Genomic DNA, 18,198 nt, shown 5'->3' with positions numbered 1-18,198 from the left:
GTTAACTTATAGATATAAATTATCTTTTAGGAGGAATTCCATATGACAAACTTTCTAAGTAAACAAGATCCAAAAATCGTAGAAGCTATGAACCTAGAACTTGGTCGTCAACGCGACAAAATTGAGCTTATCGCTTCTGAGAACATCGTCAGCCAAGCTGTGCTTGAAGCGATGGGTACAGTACTGACTAACAAATACGCAGAAGGTTACCCGGGCAAAAGGTACTATGGCGGCTGCGAATACGTAGACATCGTAGAAGATATCGCTCGCGACCGCGCGAAAGAGCTTTTCGGAGCTGAACATGCGAACGTTCAACCGCACTCTGGTGCACAAGCGAATATGGCTGTTTACTTGGCAGCTTTAAACCCTGGCGACACTGTTCTGGGTATGAACCTGGCACACGGTGGTCACTTAACACACGGCAGCCCTGTTAATGCTTCCGGTATTCTTTACAACTTCGTGGCTTACGGTGTAAGTGAAAAAGACTTCCGCATCGACTACGACGATGTTCGTAAAGCGGCTTTCAAACATAAGCCTCGCATGTTAGTTGCTGGCGCAAGTGCTTACCCGCGCACGATTGATTTCGAAGCACTAGCATCCATCGCTAACGATGTAGGCGCATTGTTCTTCGTTGACATGGCGCATATTGCCGGTCTAGTTGCTGCTGGCTTGCACCCGAACCCAGTGCCGCATGCACATTTCGTTACAACTACAACGCACAAAACACTTCGCGGTCCTCGCGGCGGTATGATTCTTACGCGCAAAGCTTGGGCAGCTGCCATTGATAAAGCTGTATTCCCTGGTTCCCAAGGCGGTCCTTTGATGCACACAATTGCTGCAAAAGCCGTTTCCTTCGGTGAAGCTCTGCAACCGGAATTCAAAACTTACGGTCAAAACGTCATCAACAACGCTCAAGCATTGGCGACTGCATTGACAGCTGAAGGCATCAACCTTGTTTCCGGCGGTACAGATAACCACTTGATGCTGGTTGATCTGCGCAACCTGAACATCACAGGTAAAGATGCTGAGCACGTACTTGACGAGATCGGTATCACAGCGAACAAAAACGCGATTCCTTTCGACCCAACAAGCCCGTTCATCACAAGCGGTATCCGTTTAGGCACGCCGGCTGTAACATCACGCGGTATGGGCGTAGAAGCGATGCAAACAATCGCGAAAGTGATTGCAATGACATTGAAAAGCCCGAAAGATGAGGCTGTTCTTGAGAAAGCTCGCGGCATGGTGAAAGATTTGACGGCTCAATATCCGTTGTACGCAGGTTTAACTTACTAATCGAAATAGAAAGGGCTGTACCAGAAGGTCGTCTAAGACCTCTTGGTACAGCCCTTTTTTTTATACTGCCGCATGACGCACCTTCTGCTCTGATTCCTTCAGGCTCGGCAGTATGGACGCCAGCAAGCCGATTCCCGCGACGCCAGTCAGCAGAATAAACAGCGCCATGGCCCCGGATGGCAGAAAACCGCCGATGATCATGTTCAGTCCGCTAAGCATAATGGCAACGCGATTCGTCATGCTGCTGAGAGCCATATAGGAGCTGCGGGCGTGGTCGGGGACAAGCTGTACAAGCAGCGATTGTTTTAAAGGCACATAGGTCAGCTCACCTATGGTGGCAACGAGCATTAGCAGCATAAGCATGATCGGTTGACTGCCGAATACGAGATATGTATAGCCGGCTACGTTCAGAAACATGGCGAACAACATCATCCTGGTGTCGGAGTTTCCCTTGAGCAACCGCCCAACAAAGAGGGAGAGCAGCACGACGGCGAGTGTATTCTCTGTGCGTAGAACGCCGACAAGAGGCAAGCCGTCGATGGTGGCGGACATGCCGGGAAACCAAGGGGTGTGATGAATATCTTGAGCGAGCCGGATGCCGATATATCCGTTTAGATTCATTTCTACGGACACGATGAGCACACTTGAGATTAGATAGATGAGGAATCTGCGGTCACTCAGCACCTCTTTATAACGGTGATACATCGAGATACGTTTAGAAGAGCGCGCCTCTTCCTCCACGCTAGTCACCTCGGAAGGCATCGTTTCTGCCATGAAAAAGGCGGTCACCAGCAGCGCAACAAGTGACATTCCGCTAGCAACGAACAAAAGCTCAAAGAGATAGTCGCTAAAGAAGAAACCGCCGATCATCCCCGCAACGGAAATGGCCAGGTTATTGGACCAATAATTTATCCGATAGATGGCTTTACGGGTATCAGGTCCTGATACATCAATCAGCATGGCCTCAACAGCAGGTTTGCTTAGTCCCCAAGAGGCCGTACTGATCACTGTCATGATGAGCGTGAGTGCTGCGGAATGCCAGATTGGCGAATTAGCGAAGGTCATAATCGTATAAGCCAGAAGGGCGACGCCTTCCCCGATTAGCATCATTTTTTTGCGGCCGACCCGGTCAGCGTAATGACCACCGATCGTGGCACTAATTAGAGCAACAGCAATGGAGATAGTCGTCGCTGTGCCGGCGATGGTTGTGCCGAGTGTACGTGCAAAGTAAATCGACATGAATGGAATAACCATATTGCTGAGAATGTTGGTCAGAAAGCTTAGAGCAATGCGCAGTCGCACATTAGGATGGAATTGAAAGAATGTCATGCGCTATCACCTGTTTCCTAGTGTCGTCAATTTCTGTGTTCCCCCATCATAACAAATGACCATGAGTTAAAAAGTGTACAGAGTGTTGGAAAACTTTCACCTTTTATCCCTCCTGCAGGCTGTTGACGAAATGGCAAGGCGCAACTATACTCTTTGGTAATTCGTGTAAAGGAGGGGACTTTCATGCAGCTTGCCTTACAATATGCGCAGTTGAAAACATCAGTAACGCGTGTTTTACAGATCCCCCACACGTATATGGACGTGCCAGTCTCCGTAGAAGAAATTGCCGGTTACCTGTATTGTACGGAGCGCAATGTAAAAATTTTGATCCGCAAAATGAGCGAAATGGGTTGGATCGTCTGGACGCCGGGACGAGGCCGTGGACACCGCTCGATGATTCGATTTCTGGTTCCGGCGGAAGATGTGCTGATGGCGGAAGCGAAGATCCATGTTGAACAGGGAAACTTGAACCATGCGATGAGTTTGTTTCAAATGGAAGGATTGGACGGGAGTGTCATGGATCGGTTCTTGGCCTGGCTCGGAAGTTATTTCGGATACAAAGGCAATTGCGATTCCGGAAATCCTGAAACTCTGAGGCTGCCGATGCAGATTCGCGTGCTGACGCTTGATCCTGTCGATGTGCTGTTCTCACGGGACCTGCATTTTGTGAAGCAAGCCTTTGATACGCTGCTCTATTTCAATCCGCTTTGCGGCAGCCTGGAGCCTGGCTTGGCTCATGAGTGGGAATGCAATGCGAATGCGACGGTATGGACTTTCTATTTGCGGAAAAGAGTGAGATTCCATCATGGCCGGGAGCTGACGGCGGACGATGTTGTGTTTTCCTTCAACCGGCTGCGCTCACTGGGCACAGAGGATTCGCCGAATCGGTGGCTGTTGAATTCCGTCAAGGATATTCGCGCCGTCGACAGGCTGACGGTTCGCATGGAACTTGCTGCGCCGAATTATATGCTGCCGCATTATGTTAGCTCCTATCAGGCAGCGATTGTCCCTGCAGATGTTTACAGTGCAACTAAGGTAGCGGATGCCAGCATGCTCCCTGTTGGAACGGGTCCTTTCCGGATTACGAGGCATGATGCGGGTGGTGTGACGTTAGAAGCCTTCGAGGAGTACTACAAGGAAGGCGCACATCTAGATCGCATCGAGCTGCTCTATGTTCCGGATAACGTCAGCGATCGAAGATGGCAGCAGTTAAACTTTCAAATGGGGAAACTCAACCATTATAAACAGCCTGCCCCTGCACACTGGTGTAAAAAAGAAGTGATGATGCTGGGGTCTAGCACGGTTGTGTTTAATCTTCGCAAAAATGGGCCACAGCAAGCCCTTGAATTCCGCCAGGCTATTCAGCTTATTCTGGACCGCTGTGGGTTAATTAAGGAATTAGGCCTTTATCATGCAAGGCCAGCTGCCGATTTCCTGCCAACGGACTCGCCGGGGCAAGGACCTATGGATCACCAGCCGGAGCGGGCAAGGGAGCTGCTTAGAGAATGCGGTTATAATGGCGAACCCATTACCATGACATTTACGCTCAAGAATCAGCCTCAAGCCGAATGGATTCAGGCTCGCTGCCAGGAAGTGGGTATTCCCGTTATTCTGAAGCTGTATACGTTTGAACAAATGACAAAGGTGCCGCTGCTGTTAGAGGCCGATGTTATCATAGGCGGAGTTGTTGCGGATGATGATGAGGCACGCTGCCTAATCGAGATGTATAAAGTAGGAAATTTAGCGGTACGTGTTTGTGCGACGGATGAGCAGCGGCGAGTTTTTGATGAGACTATTGCGGCTATCGAAAATGAGCCCGACAGACAGGCGCGCCTGGAACGAATTCGGGGTATGCAAGATTTAGTATCGAAAAATTTCGCCGTCCTCTTCCTTTTGCATACGACGCAGCAATTGGTGTACAGCCCTCATTTACAGGGCATAACGTTCAATACGCTGGGATGGTTTGACTTCAAAAACATTTGGTACCACCCGGGGCCAGTGGAAGAATAAACAGATAAGATGCAAAGCCGCTTGGGAGATGATCTCAGGCGGTTTTTTACGTAAATAAGGATATTCATGGTAGGTTTGGTTTTTCGGAGGATAAGTTGGATAACATATGATATAATGAACGAGGTTTGTCGTACCTTGACGCTAAAATGGGTAACATACATATAACATTGTGGTTTTTTAGGAGGAAATTATGGGGAAGTTATTTATTTGTGATCATCCGTTAATTCAGCATAAGCTGACCTTTATTCGGGATGAGAATACCAAAACAAAAGATTTTCGGGAGCTCGTAGACGAAGTAGCGACTTTGATGGCCTACGAGATCACGAGAGATATTCCGCTTGAGCATGTTCAGGTGAAAACGCCTGTAACAACGGCAGATTGCCGCATTATTTCCGGCAGAATGCTGGGACTTATCCCTATTTTGCGTGCAGGCTTAGGAATGGTTGACGGTGTGCTTAAACTGATTCCGGCTGCCAAAGTAGGACATGTTGGTCTATACCGTGATCCTGACACGCTGCAGCCTGTCGAATATTATGTGAAGCTGCCGACAGATGTCTTGGAGCGGGAGCTCATTGTGATTGACCCGATGCTCGCAACAGGCGGTTCAGCGAATGCAGCGATTGAAGTTTTGAAACGCAGAGGCTGTACACAAATGAAGCTGATGTGTTTAATTGCTGCGCCGGAAGGAATTAAAGCGGTTCAACAAGAGCATCCGGATGTTGATATTTATGTGGCGGCCGTGGATGACTACTTGAATGATCATGGCTATATCGTACCTGGCTTGGGAGATGCGGGAGATCGCCTGTTCGGCACGAAATAATTTATGACGATGGGGAGAAGAACCAATGAAACGTTTGAAAGTCATTACGATCTTCGGTACTAGACCTGAAGCGATTAAAATGGCTCCGCTGATTAAGGAGCTGGAGAAGCATCCAGAACATATCGAGTCTCTCGTTTGCGTAACGGCTCAGCATCGCCAGATGTTGGATCAGGTGCTTGATATTTTTAAAATCACACCGGATTATGACCTTAACGTTATGAAGGATCGTCAGACGCTGAATGAAATTACTATGCGCGTGCTGCAAGGTTTGGAGCCGGTGTTCCAAGAGGCGAAACCGGATCTGATTCTCGTGCACGGCGATACACTGACAACGTTCCTTGCGAGCTATGCGGCATTTATGCAGCAAATCCAGGTTGGACATGTCGAAGCGGGTCTTCGTACGTGGAACAAAATGTCGCCATATCCGGAAGAAATGAACCGTCAGTTGACAGGCGTTTTGGCGGATCTGCATTTTGCACCAACCCAGCAATCGGCTGATAATCTGCGTAAAGAAAATAAATCCGAATCTCAAATCTATGTAACAGGGAATACCGTTACAGATGTCTTTCAATATACCGTTCAGGAATCCTTCGAGCACCCGGTTTTGGAGTGGGCAGCAGGCCGCAGGCTGATCTTGATGACAGCTCATCGCCGTGAAGCGCAAGGTGAACCGCACCGCCAAATTTTCCGTGCTGTGAAGCGTATCGCTGATGAGTTTGAAGATATCGCAATCGTATATCCGGTGCATCCGAGCCCGGCTGTCAAAGAGCCTGCGCACGAAATTCTGGGTAACCACCCGCGCATCAAGCTGGTAGAGCCATTCGATGCCAGTGAATTCCATAACTTCTATCCGAAGACACATATGATTCTGACAGACTCTGGCGGTCTTCAGGAGGAAGCCCCATCCTTTGGTGTGCCGGTACTTGTGCTCCGTGATACGACAGAACGTCCGGAAGGCATTCAAGCGGGCACATTGGAGCTGGTTGGAACGGACGAGGAGAAGGTCTATGAGCGTGCTCGCGCGCTGCTGACAGATCCAGTTTTATACAACAAAATGAGCCAAGCTGCCAACCCTTACGGGGATGGAAAAGCATCCCAAAGAATCGTTCAAGCGATTCTGCATCACTTTGGCAAGGTCTCGGAGCGCCCTGAAACATTCTAACCGTGACAAAATCATGACAAACGCTACAGCGTACAGTTCGACTGTTTGGTTTGGAAACTCGCAAACCTTAGAGCCGCAAGGCTCTGAGGGCTTTCGGGCTGCGAGGACTGTTAAGTTTCGTCAATTGACAAACCTCGCACTGCTTCGATACAATAAATGAGGATTCGTAGCACTATGTCTACGAAACAGGTTTTCCACAGCGGAAAGCCTTCAGGAGGGATGCGATGAAACGGCAAAATCCCAATGATAATCCGTGGCGGGCAGTAGCGTTAACTAGTGCGATCGGCATTGACCTTGTAGTTTGTTTAGGAGCCGGATATTTGTTCGGCGATTGGCTAACGCGTGTACTAGGGGGACAATTCTGGTTGTTAGGCGGATTTTTGCTAGGGCTTGTAACCGGAATCATTAGCATTTACTTCATGATAAAGCGGTACGGAGGGCTATGATGGATGAATTTTCAGCCACTCTGAAAACGGTTCAAAATGTGTTTCTTTTCTTTTTATCCTTTTGTTTGGCTGCATGGGCGCTTCTTGTCGATTACCGGGTTTACTTTGCCGGCATTATGCTTGGATCTATGGCGAGCATGATCAATGCAAGGTTTCTGGCCTGGAAAATTAACAAGTTGGCAGCAGCTGCGATAGAGCAGAAAGGGCGCAAGGTGACCCTAGGTTTTCTGACAAGAGCAGCAATTGCTGGCTTCGCAGGTTTGGTTGCCGTTCGGTATCCGGAACATGTCGCTTTAACCACGACGATTGTTGGATACTTTTTTGCTCAATTGGCAACACTCGTACTGGGTATTCTTTCTATTAGGAAGTCTAAGAAGTAATTCCATTCGATGAAAGGGGTGAAAATGGGAAATATGGAACATAAGGTACCAGAATTTGAGTGGTTAGGTATTCACTTCGACGCATCAGCTCTTATGATGATCGGAATTACCACCATTATCGTGCTTATTCTTGCAATCGCAGGGGCTAGCCGTGCATCCGTAACGAATCCTTCAAAAATTCAAAACTTCATGGAATGGACGATTGAGTTCGTAGAAGGCATCATTGGAAGTACGATTGGTTCTAAGCATGGCAAAGGTTTTATCGCGCTTGGTCTTACGCTCATTATGTACATCTTTATCGGCAACATGCTCGGCCTTCCTTTTTCGATCGTGACGGAAGATCATGTGTCTTGGTGGAAATCACCAACGGCTGATATCGCTGTAACAGGAGCACTGACGGTTATTGTTATCGTACTAAGTCACTACTTAGGGATAACACGTAACACGAAGCATTACTTTGCGCATTATTTTGAGTACAAAGGGGCAATGTTGATCCTTCATTTGATTGAAGTCGTATCAAAGCCGCTGACGCTCGCTTTCCGTCTTTACGGTAACATTTATGCAGGTGAAATTATGATATCTGTCATCATCGGAGCTGGTTGGTTTGGAATTGCGCCTCTCTTCGTATGGCAGGGCTTCAGTGTGTTCGTAGGTGCTATTCAAGCCTTCGTATTTACAATGCTGACAATGGTTTACATCTCACAAACGTTAATCCATGAAGAAGAACATTAAGAGTAAGACTTACCTCGGGTAGTCTCGAGTCACTTATACACAAAACAAACCTAAGAGTTTAAGGGAGGATTTTATCAATGGGAGCAATAGCATTAGTAGCAGCAGGTATCGTATTCGGTTTAGGAGCACTAGGTGCAGGTATTGGTAACGGTTTGATCGTAGGTCGCGCTTTGGAAGGTATTTCTCGTCAACCAGAACTACGTGGTACGCTTCAAACAACTATGTTCATCGGGGTAGGTCTAGTAGAGGCAATGCCGGTCGTTGCATTGGTACTTGCGTTCATCTTTATGGGGAAAGCTTAAGAAACCGTTTGGCGGGGATGGCCGTAGTCGCCACCACGCCTTCGTTTTGCCCACGTTATCAGAAGGGAGTGACGTTACTTGCATATTGAATGGTCCACATTTTGGATTCAACTTATCGCGTTCTTAATTTTATACGTGCTACTTTCCAAGTTTGCGTTCGGCCCTTTGTTCGGCATGATGGAGAAACGCAGACAGTTAGTTAAAGATCAAATTCAAACAGCTGAAGCGAGCCGCAAGCAAGCTGATCAACTGTTAGAGGAACAAAAACAAGCACTGCAACAAATGCGTAAGGAAGCTCACGATATCATTGAGCAAGCGAAACAAACAGGTTCCAAACAAGCTGATGATATCGTTCGTGCAGCTGGAGCAGAAGCAGCTCGTCTGAAAGATGAAGCTTTGAAAGATATCGAGAACGAGAAGAACAAAGCGGTTGCCGCTCTTCGCAGCCAAGTTGGCGCGATGTCCGTTCTGATTGCCTCCAAAATTATTGAAAAGCAAATCGACGAAAAGTCACAAGAGCAATTGGTTGAGCATTACCTCAAAGAGGTAGGAGGCAACGTATGAGTGACATCGTCGTAGCGAAGCGTTATGCCAGAGCTCTTTTTGAAGTAGCCAAGGATAAGGGAATTATTTCCCAAGTCGAAGAAGAGCTGAAATCTGTAGCTAGTGCGATTAGGGACAATGCAGACTTGCAGAAGTTCCTGAACCATCCGAACATCGGGAACACCGTCAAAACGGACCTGCTGAAGCAGATTTTTGAAGGCAAAGTTTCCGAACCGGTGTGGAACACGCTGCTGGTCTTGATTGATAAAGGAAGACAAGCGATTTTATCCGTTCTTGTAGTCGATTATGTGAAGATTGCGAATGAAGCGCTTGGACAAGCGAGTGCAACGATTTATTCCGCTTTTACACTGACAGAAGCTCAACAAGCGGAAATTGCATCACATTTCAGCAAAGTTACGGGAAAAACAATTCGTGTTGCGACTGTTGTTGAGCCTAAGCTGCTCGGCGGCATCCAAGTGCGCATTGGTGACCGTTTATATGATGGAAGTTTGGCAGGCAAGCTAGACCGCCTATCCAAAGCTTTGGTTTAATAACAAGCACTGTAAGAATAGGGGTGACGTTCGTTGAGTATCAAACCTGAAGAAATCAGCTCATTGATTAAACAACAGATTGAAAACTATAAATCCGATATGCAAGTGGTTGATGTTGGTACAGTCATTCAAGTAGGGGACGGTATCGCTCGTGCTCATGGTTTGGAAAACGTAATGGCAGGCGAACTGCTTGAGTTTTCAAATGGCGTTCTGGGCTACGCGTTTAACCTTGAAGAAAGCAACGTAGGTATCGTTATTCTCGGACCTTACAAAGATATCCGTGAAGGCGATGCAGTAAAACGTACAGGACGTATCATGGAGGTTCCTGTTGGGGAAGCCCTTCTCGGCCGTGTCGTTAACTCCTTGGGTCAACCAGTCGATGGTCAAGGACCTATTGCTACAACTGAATTCCGCCCTGTTGAGAACATGGCTCCAGGCGTAATGGCTCGTAAATCCGTTCATGAGCCAATGCAAACAGGTATCAAAGCGATTGACGCGATGGTTCCAATCGGTCGCGGTCAACGTGAGTTGATCATTGGTGACCGTCAAACAGGTAAAACAGCGATTGCGATCGACGCAATCCTGAACCAAAAAGGCAACGGCGTTAAATGTATCTACGTTGCTATAGGTCAAAAACAATCCACAGTTGTAGGCGTTGTTGAAAAACTTCGTGCTGCTGGCGCTTTGGAATACACAATCGTTGTAACAGCATCTGCTTCCGAGCCTTCACCAATGCTTTGGTTGGCTCCATACTCAGGCTGCGCAATGGGTGAGTACTTCATGTACAAAGGCGAGCACGTATTGATCGTATACGATGACTTGTCCAAACAAGCGGCTGCATACCGTGAGTTGTCCCTCTTGCTGCGTCGTCCACCAGGTCGCGAAGCATACCCAGGTGACGTATTCTACTTGCACTCCCGTTTGCTGGAGCGCGCTGCGAAATTGAACGATGATCTTGGTGGCGGTTCGATTACGGCACTTCCATTCATCGAGACACAAGCGGGCGATATCTCCGCATACATTCCTACGAACGTAATTTCCATTACGGACGGTCAAATCTTCCTTGAGTCCGATCTGTTCTACTCCGGTCAGCGTCCAGCGGTTAACGTTGGTAACTCTGTATCCCGTGTAGGGGGTTCCGCTCAAACGAAAGCAATGAAAAAAGTTGCCGGTACACTGCGTGTAGACTTGGCACAATACCGTGAGCTTGCTGCCTTCGCAGCGTTCGGTTCCGACCTTGACAGAGCGACGAAAGCTCGTCTGGATCGTGGGGTTCGTACACTTGAAATCTTGAAGCAAGGCGTGCATCAGCCGCTTTCGCTTGCAAAACAAGTTTGCTCGCTGTACACCGTTGTTAAAGGTCACTTGGATGACATTCCGGTACAAGACGTAACTCGTTTCGAGCAGCAGTTCTTGGCTTACCTGGAATCCAACCGTCCGGAAATCTTGAACAGCATTAATGATACGAAAGACATTTCTGCGGATAACGACAAAGCGCTAGTTGATGCTATCAACACGTTCAAAAAGAGCTTCGCAGTTTCTGAATAATATTTGAATACCTGCGCTTTTCTTAGCGAGAAGCCAGGTACTCCGTTTATGCCTGAGATTAGGTGCATGCTGCCTGAGATCAGGCCTTCGAATGAAGGCTTTCCAAAGCCTCAAAAGAGAGGTGACAGGTATGGCAAAAGGAATGCGCGAGATTAAGCGCCAAATCAAATCGACACAAAACACGAAGCAAATTACGCGTGCGATGGAGATGGTTGCAGCTGCGAACTTGCGTCGTGCTCAGCAAGCTGCTGAAGCGGCTCGTCCTTATTCGGATAAGCTGAAAGAAGTAGTAGCTAGCATCGCTGCAGGCTCCAAAGGTGTGAAGCACCCAATGCTGCAAACACGCGAAGTGAAGAAAACCGCTTACTTGGTTATCACTTCGGATCGTGGTTTGGCTGGAGGCTACAACGCGAACGTATTGCGGAAAGCGATGACGGAGATTCGCGAAAGACATCAATCCCCGTCGGAATATGCTGTTTTTGTAATCGGACGTAAAGGTAGCAACTTCTTCAAAAAACGTAATGTTGAGATCGTTCAAGAAGTTACAGGACTTCCGGATTCACCGAAGTTCTCGGATATTAAATCGATTGCGGCTTCTGCTGTTTCCAATTTTGAGAAGGGCGCGTACGACCAATTGTTCTTGGTGTACAACAAATTCCAAAATGCAATCAGTCAAGTACCAACCATGGTTCGCTTGCTTCCTATGGAGGAAGTTAAAGGCGCGTCAACGGCTAGCTACGAATATGAGCCGTCTGCGGAAGGCGTTCTAGAAGTACTGCTGCCTAAATATGCGGAAACAATTATTTACAGCGCGGTATTGGAAGGTAAAGCAAGTGAGTTCGGCGCGAGAATGACAGCGATGAACTCTGCAACGAAAAATGCAACGAAGATGATCAGCAGCTACACATTAGCATACAACCGTGCACGTCAAGCTGCCATTACGCAAGAAATTGCGGAAATCGTCAGCGGCGCGAACGCGAACGCTTAATTGAATAAACGCCTCGCTTAGAGGCGAAGCTTTTCTTAGGAGGGAAACCATGAGCAAAGGGCGCGTTGTGAATATTACAGGGCCTGTCGTCGACATTGAGTTCGGACGCGGACAACTCCCTGAAATTCTGAATGCAATCAAGATTGAAAAAACGGAAGCCGGTCAAACGGTTACGATTACGGTTGAAGCGGCGGTTCACCTCGGTGACAACCTCGTTCGTTGCGTAGCGATGTCTTCCACAGACGGACTTGTACGTGGCGCTGAAGCTACGGACACAGGAGTTCCAATTACAGTACCTGTAGGTGCTGCAACACTAGGTCGCGTGTTCAACGTAGTTGGAGATCCTATCGATGGTATCGAAAACGTTGATCGTACGTTGACTAGTCCAATTCATAAAGAAGCTCCTGCATTCGAGAACTTGTCCACGAAATCGGAAGTTCTTGAAACAGGAATTAAAGTTATTGACCTTATGGCTCCTTACGCAAAAGGTGGTAAAATCGGTCTCTTCGGTGGTGCGGGTGTAGGTAAAACCGTAACCATGCAAGAGTTGATTCACAACATTGCTCAAGAGCACGGTGGTATCTCCGTTTTCGCAGGCGTTGGTGAGCGTACTCGTGAAGGTAATGACCTTTACCACGAGATGAAAGACTCCGGCGTTATCGAGAAAACAGCGATGGTATTCGGTCAAATGAACGAGCCTCCGGGCGCGCGTCTTCGCGTAGCTTTGACTGGTTTGACAATGGCTGAGTATTTCCGTGATGTTGAAGGCAGAGACGTTCTTCTGTTCGTAGATAACATCTTCCGTTTCACACAAGCAGGTTCCGAGGTTTCGGCTTTGCTTGGACGTATGCCGTCTGCGGTAGGTTACCAACCGACTTTGGCTACAGAAATGGGTCAATTGCAAGAGCGTATTACATCCACGAAAAAAGGTTCCGTAACGTCGATTCAAGCGATTTACGTTCCTGCGGATGACTATACGGATCCAGCTCCAGCTACAGCGTTCGCTCACTTAGATGCGACAACGAACTTGGAGCGTAGTATCGCGGCTGCGGGTATTTTCCCAGCGGTAGATCCACTTGCTTCCTCTTCCCGTATCTTGACGCCAGAAATTCTAGGCGAAGAGCACTATAAAGTAGCACAAGGTGTTAAACAAGTTCTTCAACGTTACAAAGAGCTTCTGGATATCATCGCGATCTTGGGTATGGATGAGTTGTCCGATGAGGATAAACTAGTCGTTACTCGTGCGCGTCGTCTCCGTCTGTTCTTGTCTCAGCCGCTTCACGTTGCTGAGCCGTTCAACGGTTTCCCAGGCTTGTATGTGCCATTGAAAGAAACTGTGCGCAGCTTCAAAGAAGTTCTTGAAGGTAAGCACGACAACCTTCCTGAAGTAGCGTTCCACAACGTAGGTACGATTGAGGACGCAATCGAGAAAGCGAAAACGCTGTAAGGTTACCATTGGTAAACTTCGCGTTAGCTGAGGAAGGAGAATCCAAGTGAGTACATTCCTACTTGAAATTGTTACTCCTGAGCGCAAAGTGTACGCTGAACAAGCAAACATGTTAGTCGCAAAGGGTGTCGAAGGGGAGCTTGGAATTCTGCCGAACCACATTCCACTCGTGACTCCATTGAAAATCAGCTCGATTACTGTGAAGAAGCAGGGCTCCAAAGACGAGATCATCGCAGTGAACGGCGGATTTATGGAAGTGCGTAAGGACAAAGTGGTCATACTGGCGGAAAGCGCCGAGCTGCCAGAACAAATCGATGTGGATCGTGCGAGAGCAGCGAAAGAACGTGCGGAGAAGCGCCTTGCGGAAACGAAGCAAGATAACGTGGATTTCAAACGTGCGGAAGCGGCTTTGCAAAGAGCATTGAACCGGATCAGCGTGTCCGGCAAATAATAGATCAAAGAAGCGATGGAACTTAGGTTCCGTCGCTTTTTTTCATATAAACGGATTATTATCGATAATTATGGAAAATCTATTCACAAAGTATGTAAAAAAATAGGGCTTGGAATTAGTCATCGACTCCCCTGAGCTCTTTTGGTATAATATTGAAGGTGATTATTACCAATTTGAATCAATGATTTGAGAAAGTAAATAAGAATGGAGGCGGTTACATTCAGATGATGTACACAAATAACTATGTAATCGTAGCGATTTTTCTTGGGTTAGGTATTTTCCTCCCGGTGGCAGCGCTTACGATAGGCAAATGGTTAAGACCGAGCAAACCCGTTGTGGAGAAGTATACGACGTATGAGAGTGGGAACGAGCCTGTTGGTGAAGGGCAAATCCGGTTTAACATTCGATATTATTTGTTTGCGTTGATGTTTGTCATCTTTGATGTAGAGACCGTGTTCCTGTATCCTTGGGCTGTTGCTTTTAATCAGCTAGGACTTTTTGCTTTAGTGGAAATGTGCATTTTTGTAGCCTTGCTAGCCATAGGATTAATATACGCTTGGAAGAAGAAGGTGCTGCAATGGACTTCAGTCTAGAGTCGATCTCCCCAGAAGAACGCGAAGAGTTAAACCGCAACGTATTTATGACAACACTGGAGCAGGTGAAAGCTTGGGCTCGCAGTAATTCACTTTGGCCTTTAACGTTTGGTCTTGCTTGCTGTGCTATCGAAATGATGGGTACGGGCGGATCACATTATGATTTAGACCGTTTTGGAGTCATCTTCCGTACGTCCCCTAGGCAATCCGATGTCATGATTGTAGCAGGGACAGTTACGAAGAAAATGGCTCCTTTGCTGCGCCGTCTTTATGAGCAAATGCCGGAACCGAAATGGGTTATCGCGATGGGTTCTTGCGCGACTGCCGGTGGACCGTATGTGAAATCGTACTCCGTTGTCAAAGGTGTAGATCAGATCGTTCCGGTCGATGTGTACATACCGGGTTGTCCGCCGAACCCGGCGGCACTTATTTATGGGATCAACAAGCTTCAGGAGAAGATTCGCTATGAGGCGAAGACCGGTAAGCAGGTGATCAACCGATGAGTGAGGATAAGAAACCGGAGGAGAAGGTCGAGGTCGGGCAGACAGCCTCTGCGGAAGAGACCAAGGCTGAAGGAAATACAGCGCAGTCGACACCTGCTGCTGAGGTGAAACCGGCGAGCGAAGCACCTGCGGCTGAAGCGGCGGAGAAAACCGCCGAAGAGAAGGCCGCGGAGCGCGCCGCGGCAAGAGCCGCCCGCCTAGCGGCGAAGGCGGCGGCCGCTGAGCCGACGGGCGAGCCCGCGTCGGCGGCAGCACCACCATCCCCTGCTGCTGCAGGGGATGACGAGAAGGCGGCCAAAGCGCAGGCCGCCGCAGAAGCACGCGCAGCGCGAGCTAGCGCGCGCGGAGCGAAAACCGATGCGGCGGAGCCTGCCGCGCCGAAAGAGCCTTCGCCGAACCAGCCTTTGCTGGACCGGCTGGTGGCGATCTTGAAAGAAGGCGCCGGCGAAGAGGCCGTCGTCGATAGCTTCATTAACGAAAGGGACGGACACCGTCCTTACGTTGTCATTCACAGCTCCCGCTGGCCGGAGGCTGCGCTGGTGCTGCGGGATCACGAAGAGCTGCGCTGCGACTACTTGCGCAATCTCTCGGGTGTGGATCAAGAGACGCATCTGGAAGTGGCGTATCATCTGCTTTCCCTCACGCACAAGCGCGAGTATTGTGTGAAGGTGAAAACAGACCGGGATCAGCCAAGCATCCCATCTGTCGCTCCTGTGTGGCCAACCGCGAATTGGAATGAGCGGGAAGTGTATGACCTGCTGGGAATTGACTTCCCTGGGCATCCCAACCTGGTAAGAATCATGATGCCTGACGATTGGGTCGGCCATCCACTGCGCAAAGATTACGAACCGCTTGACCCGGAGGTGTAGCATTTGTTACGGACAGAAGAGCTCCTGCTAAACGTTGGTCCTCAGCATCCTAGTACGCATGGCGTTTTCCGCGTGATTGTGAAGCTGGATGGAGAGATCATCAAAGAAGCTATACCCGTTATGGGCTATCTACATAGAGGAACAGAGAAGCTGGCTGAGAATCTGAGCTACACACAAATTATTCCTTATACAGACCGTATGGATTACGTCTCTGCCATGACGACGAACTATGTTCTCGTTCATGCCGTTGAGAAAATGATGGGACTGGAAGTTCCGGAACGTGCGGAATTCCTTCGTTTGATCGTGATGGAACTTCAGCGGATTGCTTCCCATATGGTGTGGTGGGGCACGTATTTGCTGGATATCGGAGCAATGAGTCCGTTCTTATTCGCTTTCCGTGATCGGGAAATTATCATTGACCTGTTCAATGAACTCTGCGGAGCTCGTTTGACTTACAACTACATGCGTGTAGGCGGGGTAAAATGGGACGCTCCGGACGGTTGGATCGATAAAGTTAAGAAATTTATCCCGTATATGTACGGAAAATTGGAAGAATATCATACCCTTGTATCCGGAAATGAGATTTTCCTGTCCAGGATTAAGGGAGTAGGTAAATATGACGCTGATACAGCCATTGCCTATGGGCTTAGCGGCGCTAACTTAAGATGTACGGGTGTTGACTGGGATATCCGCAAAACGCAGCCATACAGCCTTTATAATCGCTTTCAATTCGATGTGCCTGTACGAAGCGGCGGCGATTGTTATGATCGCTATCTAGTACGCATGGAGGAAGTAAAACAGTCCCTGCGTATTTTGGAGCAAGCTGTGGCACAATTCCCTGAACAAGGGGAAACCATGGGCAAGGTGCCTAGGGTGATTCGTCCTCCTGAAGGTGAAGTGTATGCGGCTATTGAGTCTCCTCGTGGAGAAATCGGCTGCTATATTATTTCCCGAGGCAAGCAAGAGCCATTCCGTCTGAAATTCCGCAGACCGTCCTTCGTAAATCTACAAATATTGCCCAAGCTCCTGGTCGGTGAATCGATGACCAACCTGATTACGATATTGGGCGGCATCGATATTGTCGTTGGGGAGGTGGATGCTTAATGGTAAATTTGCTGGAAGAGAGTCTAACCTGGACGAACTTCTTCGTTTTCCTTTTCTGGGGCATCGTTATGCTGCTGTTGGTTCTTGGCTTCGTTACCTACGCGATCTACTTTGAGCGGAAGGTCATTGGCTGGATGCAGCTGCGGATCGGACCAAACCGCACAGGGCCGCTAGGGCTTCTGCAGAGCGTCGCGGACGTTTTCAAACTGCTGATTAAAGAAGATACCATTCCCAAAAAGGCGGAACGCGAGCTGTTCATTTTGGCGCCTATTATTACGTTCATTCCTTCGTTTACAATTATTGCGGCGATTCCTTTCTCGGATCGTATGTTTAATGCGAACTTGAATGCCGGTCTGCTTTATTACGTGGCGCTTACAGGCATTTCTACGATTGGGATTATTCTTGGGGGCTGGGCATCAAATAACAAATATGCCTTGCTAGGCGGTATGCGTTCAGCAGCGCAAATGATCAGTTATGAGGTCCCGCTCGTCATTTCCGTCATTGGTGTCATTATGATGACAGGCAGTTTAAATCTGCATACCATCGTTGACCATCAAGCGGGGGGCTTCTGGCATTGGAACTTCATTCCTCAAATTCTAGGTTTCATCATCTTCGCCATTGCCGGTGTATCGGAGCTTAACCGGACGCCTTTTGACTTGCCGGAAGCAGAGTCCGAGCTTGTAGCAGGTTATCACGTGGAATACAGCGGCTTCCGCTTTGCATTTTTCATGCTATCGGAATACGTTTACGTGTTTATCATTGCTTCTTTAACCAGCCTGATCTTCTTAGGCGGATGGCATGCGCCGTTCCCATTCCTTGATTTTATTCCGGGGATCATCTGGTTCCTGCTGAAATTCTCCCTCGTTGTGTTCGTCTTGTTCTGGTTGCGGGCGACGCTGCCTCGCGTACGGATTGATCAGCTCATGGGCTTCGGCTGGAAAGTACTGCTGCCCTTGGCGCTAGTCAATATGCTGGTAACGGCGATCATTATGACGATCTTTTAACAAAGCCTACGCATACGATGTCAGTTTTGCTAAAGCAAAACTCAGTTTATGCTTACGATGCAAGTTTCCTACGGAAACTCTAAGCTGATGCTTACGATGTCAGTTTTGCTAAAGCAAAACTCA

20 protein-coding genes are annotated in these 18,198 nt (G+C 48.4%); 19 read left to right on the top strand and 1 reads right to left on the bottom strand.

Translation table 11 applies throughout. The features are described from left to right. The first annotated feature begins 42 nt into the window (after positions 1 to 42). Positions 43 to 1,293, top strand: a complete 1,251-nt coding sequence (locus tag PCH02S_RS12640) for a serine hydroxymethyltransferase (RefSeq protein ID WP_127453443.1) — start codon at positions 43 to 45, stop codon at positions 1,291 to 1,293. 60 nt (positions 1,294 to 1,353) lie between these two features. Here PCH02S_RS12640 and PCH02S_RS12635 read toward each other — a convergent pair whose 3' ends face one another. Continuing rightward, positions 1,354 to 2,622, bottom strand: a complete 1,269-nt coding sequence (locus PCH02S_RS12635) for an MFS transporter (RefSeq protein ID WP_127453441.1) — start codon at positions 2,620 to 2,622, stop codon at positions 1,354 to 1,356. A gap of 183 nt (positions 2,623 to 2,805) precedes the next feature. Between PCH02S_RS12635 and PCH02S_RS12630 the strand changes: the two genes are divergently transcribed. The 18 genes from PCH02S_RS12630 (at position 2,806) to nuoH (ending at position 18,075) form a co-directional block, all read left to right on the top strand. Next, the gene (locus PCH02S_RS12630) at positions 2,806 to 4,632 is read left to right on the top strand and encodes an ABC transporter substrate-binding protein (protein ID WP_127453439.1); all 1,827 of its coding nucleotides are present in this window, start codon (positions 2,806 to 2,808) and stop codon (positions 4,630 to 4,632) included. Between the two features lie 190 nt (positions 4,633 to 4,822). Next, complete coding sequence (gene upp, locus PCH02S_RS12625; RefSeq protein WP_127453437.1) at positions 4,823 to 5,452, top strand: uracil phosphoribosyltransferase; 630 nt, start codon at positions 4,823 to 4,825, stop codon at positions 5,450 to 5,452. Positions 5,453 to 5,477: 25 nt separating this feature from the next. Beyond that, a complete protein-coding gene (wecB, locus tag PCH02S_RS12620; protein WP_127453435.1) occupies positions 5,478 to 6,614 on the top strand; it encodes a non-hydrolyzing UDP-N-acetylglucosamine 2-epimerase in 1,137 nt (378 codons plus the stop codon). Between the two features lie 224 nt (positions 6,615 to 6,838). After that, the gene (locus tag PCH02S_RS12615; RefSeq protein WP_127453433.1) at positions 6,839 to 7,060 is read left to right on the top strand and encodes an AtpZ/AtpI family protein; all 222 of its coding nucleotides are present in this window, start codon (positions 6,839 to 6,841) and stop codon (positions 7,058 to 7,060) included. Continuing rightward, positions 7,060 to 7,440, top strand: a complete 381-nt coding sequence (locus PCH02S_RS12610) for an ATP synthase subunit I (protein WP_127453431.1) — start codon at positions 7,060 to 7,062, stop codon at positions 7,438 to 7,440. Before PCH02S_RS12615 ends, PCH02S_RS12610 begins: the two co-directional genes overlap by 1 nt. A gap of 33 nt (positions 7,441 to 7,473) precedes the next feature. After that, positions 7,474 to 8,172 carry a F0F1 ATP synthase subunit A gene (gene atpB / locus PCH02S_RS12605; protein ID WP_127453429.1) on the top strand — a complete coding sequence of 233 codons (699 nt, stop codon included), beginning with the start codon at positions 7,474 to 7,476 and terminating at the stop codon, positions 8,170 to 8,172. 77 nt (positions 8,173 to 8,249) lie between these two features. After that, a complete protein-coding gene (atpE, locus tag PCH02S_RS12600) occupies positions 8,250 to 8,474 on the top strand; it encodes a F0F1 ATP synthase subunit C (protein ID WP_028556930.1) in 225 nt (74 codons plus the stop codon). A 78-nt stretch (positions 8,475 to 8,552) separates the two neighbouring features. Further along, positions 8,553 to 9,038 carry a F0F1 ATP synthase subunit B gene (gene atpF, locus PCH02S_RS12595; protein WP_127453427.1) on the top strand — a complete coding sequence of 162 codons (486 nt, stop codon included), beginning with the start codon at positions 8,553 to 8,555 and terminating at the stop codon, positions 9,036 to 9,038. After that, a complete protein-coding gene (locus PCH02S_RS12590; protein WP_127453425.1) occupies positions 9,035 to 9,568 on the top strand; it encodes a F0F1 ATP synthase subunit delta in 534 nt (177 codons plus the stop codon). The genes atpF and PCH02S_RS12590 overlap by 4 nt, the downstream gene beginning before the upstream one ends. A gap of 33 nt (positions 9,569 to 9,601) precedes the next feature. Further along, positions 9,602 to 11,116 (top strand): F0F1 ATP synthase subunit alpha, encoded by a 1,515-nt coding sequence (atpA, locus tag PCH02S_RS12585; protein ID WP_127453423.1) that lies wholly within the window; start codon positions 9,602 to 9,604, stop codon positions 11,114 to 11,116. A gap of 130 nt (positions 11,117 to 11,246) precedes the next feature. Beyond that, complete coding sequence (atpG, locus tag PCH02S_RS12580) at positions 11,247 to 12,104, top strand: ATP synthase F1 subunit gamma (RefSeq protein ID WP_127453421.1); 858 nt, start codon at positions 11,247 to 11,249, stop codon at positions 12,102 to 12,104. 49 nt (positions 12,105 to 12,153) lie between these two features. Then, positions 12,154 to 13,551: a F0F1 ATP synthase subunit beta gene (gene atpD, locus PCH02S_RS12575; RefSeq protein ID WP_127453420.1), complete on the top strand. Its 1,398-nt coding sequence runs from the start codon at positions 12,154 to 12,156 to the stop codon at positions 13,549 to 13,551. Between the two features lie 46 nt (positions 13,552 to 13,597). Next, complete coding sequence (locus PCH02S_RS12570) at positions 13,598 to 14,002, top strand: F0F1 ATP synthase subunit epsilon (protein WP_127453418.1); 405 nt, start codon at positions 13,598 to 13,600, stop codon at positions 14,000 to 14,002. A 227-nt stretch (positions 14,003 to 14,229) separates the two neighbouring features. Then, complete coding sequence (locus PCH02S_RS12565) at positions 14,230 to 14,595, top strand: NADH-quinone oxidoreductase subunit A (RefSeq protein WP_127453506.1); 366 nt, start codon at positions 14,230 to 14,232, stop codon at positions 14,593 to 14,595. Further along, complete coding sequence (locus PCH02S_RS12560) at positions 14,580 to 15,098, top strand: NuoB/complex I 20 kDa subunit family protein (RefSeq protein WP_127453417.1); 519 nt, start codon at positions 14,580 to 14,582, stop codon at positions 15,096 to 15,098. The genes PCH02S_RS12565 and PCH02S_RS12560 overlap by 16 nt, the downstream gene beginning before the upstream one ends. A 428-nt stretch (positions 15,099 to 15,526) precedes the next feature. Beyond that, positions 15,527 to 15,967: an NADH-quinone oxidoreductase subunit C gene (locus PCH02S_RS36695; protein ID WP_276562926.1), complete on the top strand. Its 441-nt coding sequence runs from the start codon at positions 15,527 to 15,529 to the stop codon at positions 15,965 to 15,967. A gap of 3 nt (positions 15,968 to 15,970) precedes the next feature. Next, positions 15,971 to 17,071 carry an NADH-quinone oxidoreductase subunit D gene (locus PCH02S_RS12550; protein WP_127453415.1) on the top strand — a complete coding sequence of 367 codons (1,101 nt, stop codon included), beginning with the start codon at positions 15,971 to 15,973 and terminating at the stop codon, positions 17,069 to 17,071. Further along, on the top strand, positions 17,071 to 18,075 hold the full coding sequence (nuoH, locus tag PCH02S_RS12545; RefSeq protein ID WP_127453414.1) for an NADH-quinone oxidoreductase subunit NuoH: 1,005 nt from the start codon (positions 17,071 to 17,073) through the stop codon (positions 18,073 to 18,075). Before PCH02S_RS12550 ends, nuoH begins: the two co-directional genes overlap by 1 nt. Positions 18,076 to 18,198 lie beyond the last annotated feature (123 nt).

The organism is Paenibacillus chondroitinus NBRC 15376, assembly GCF_004000765.1.
Taxonomy (GTDB): Bacteria; Bacillota; Bacilli; order Paenibacillales; family NBRC-103111; genus Paenibacillus_E; species Paenibacillus_E chondroitinus.
Note: the sequence above shows the minus strand (reverse complement) of the source record. Positions and strands in the feature narration are given on the sequence as shown.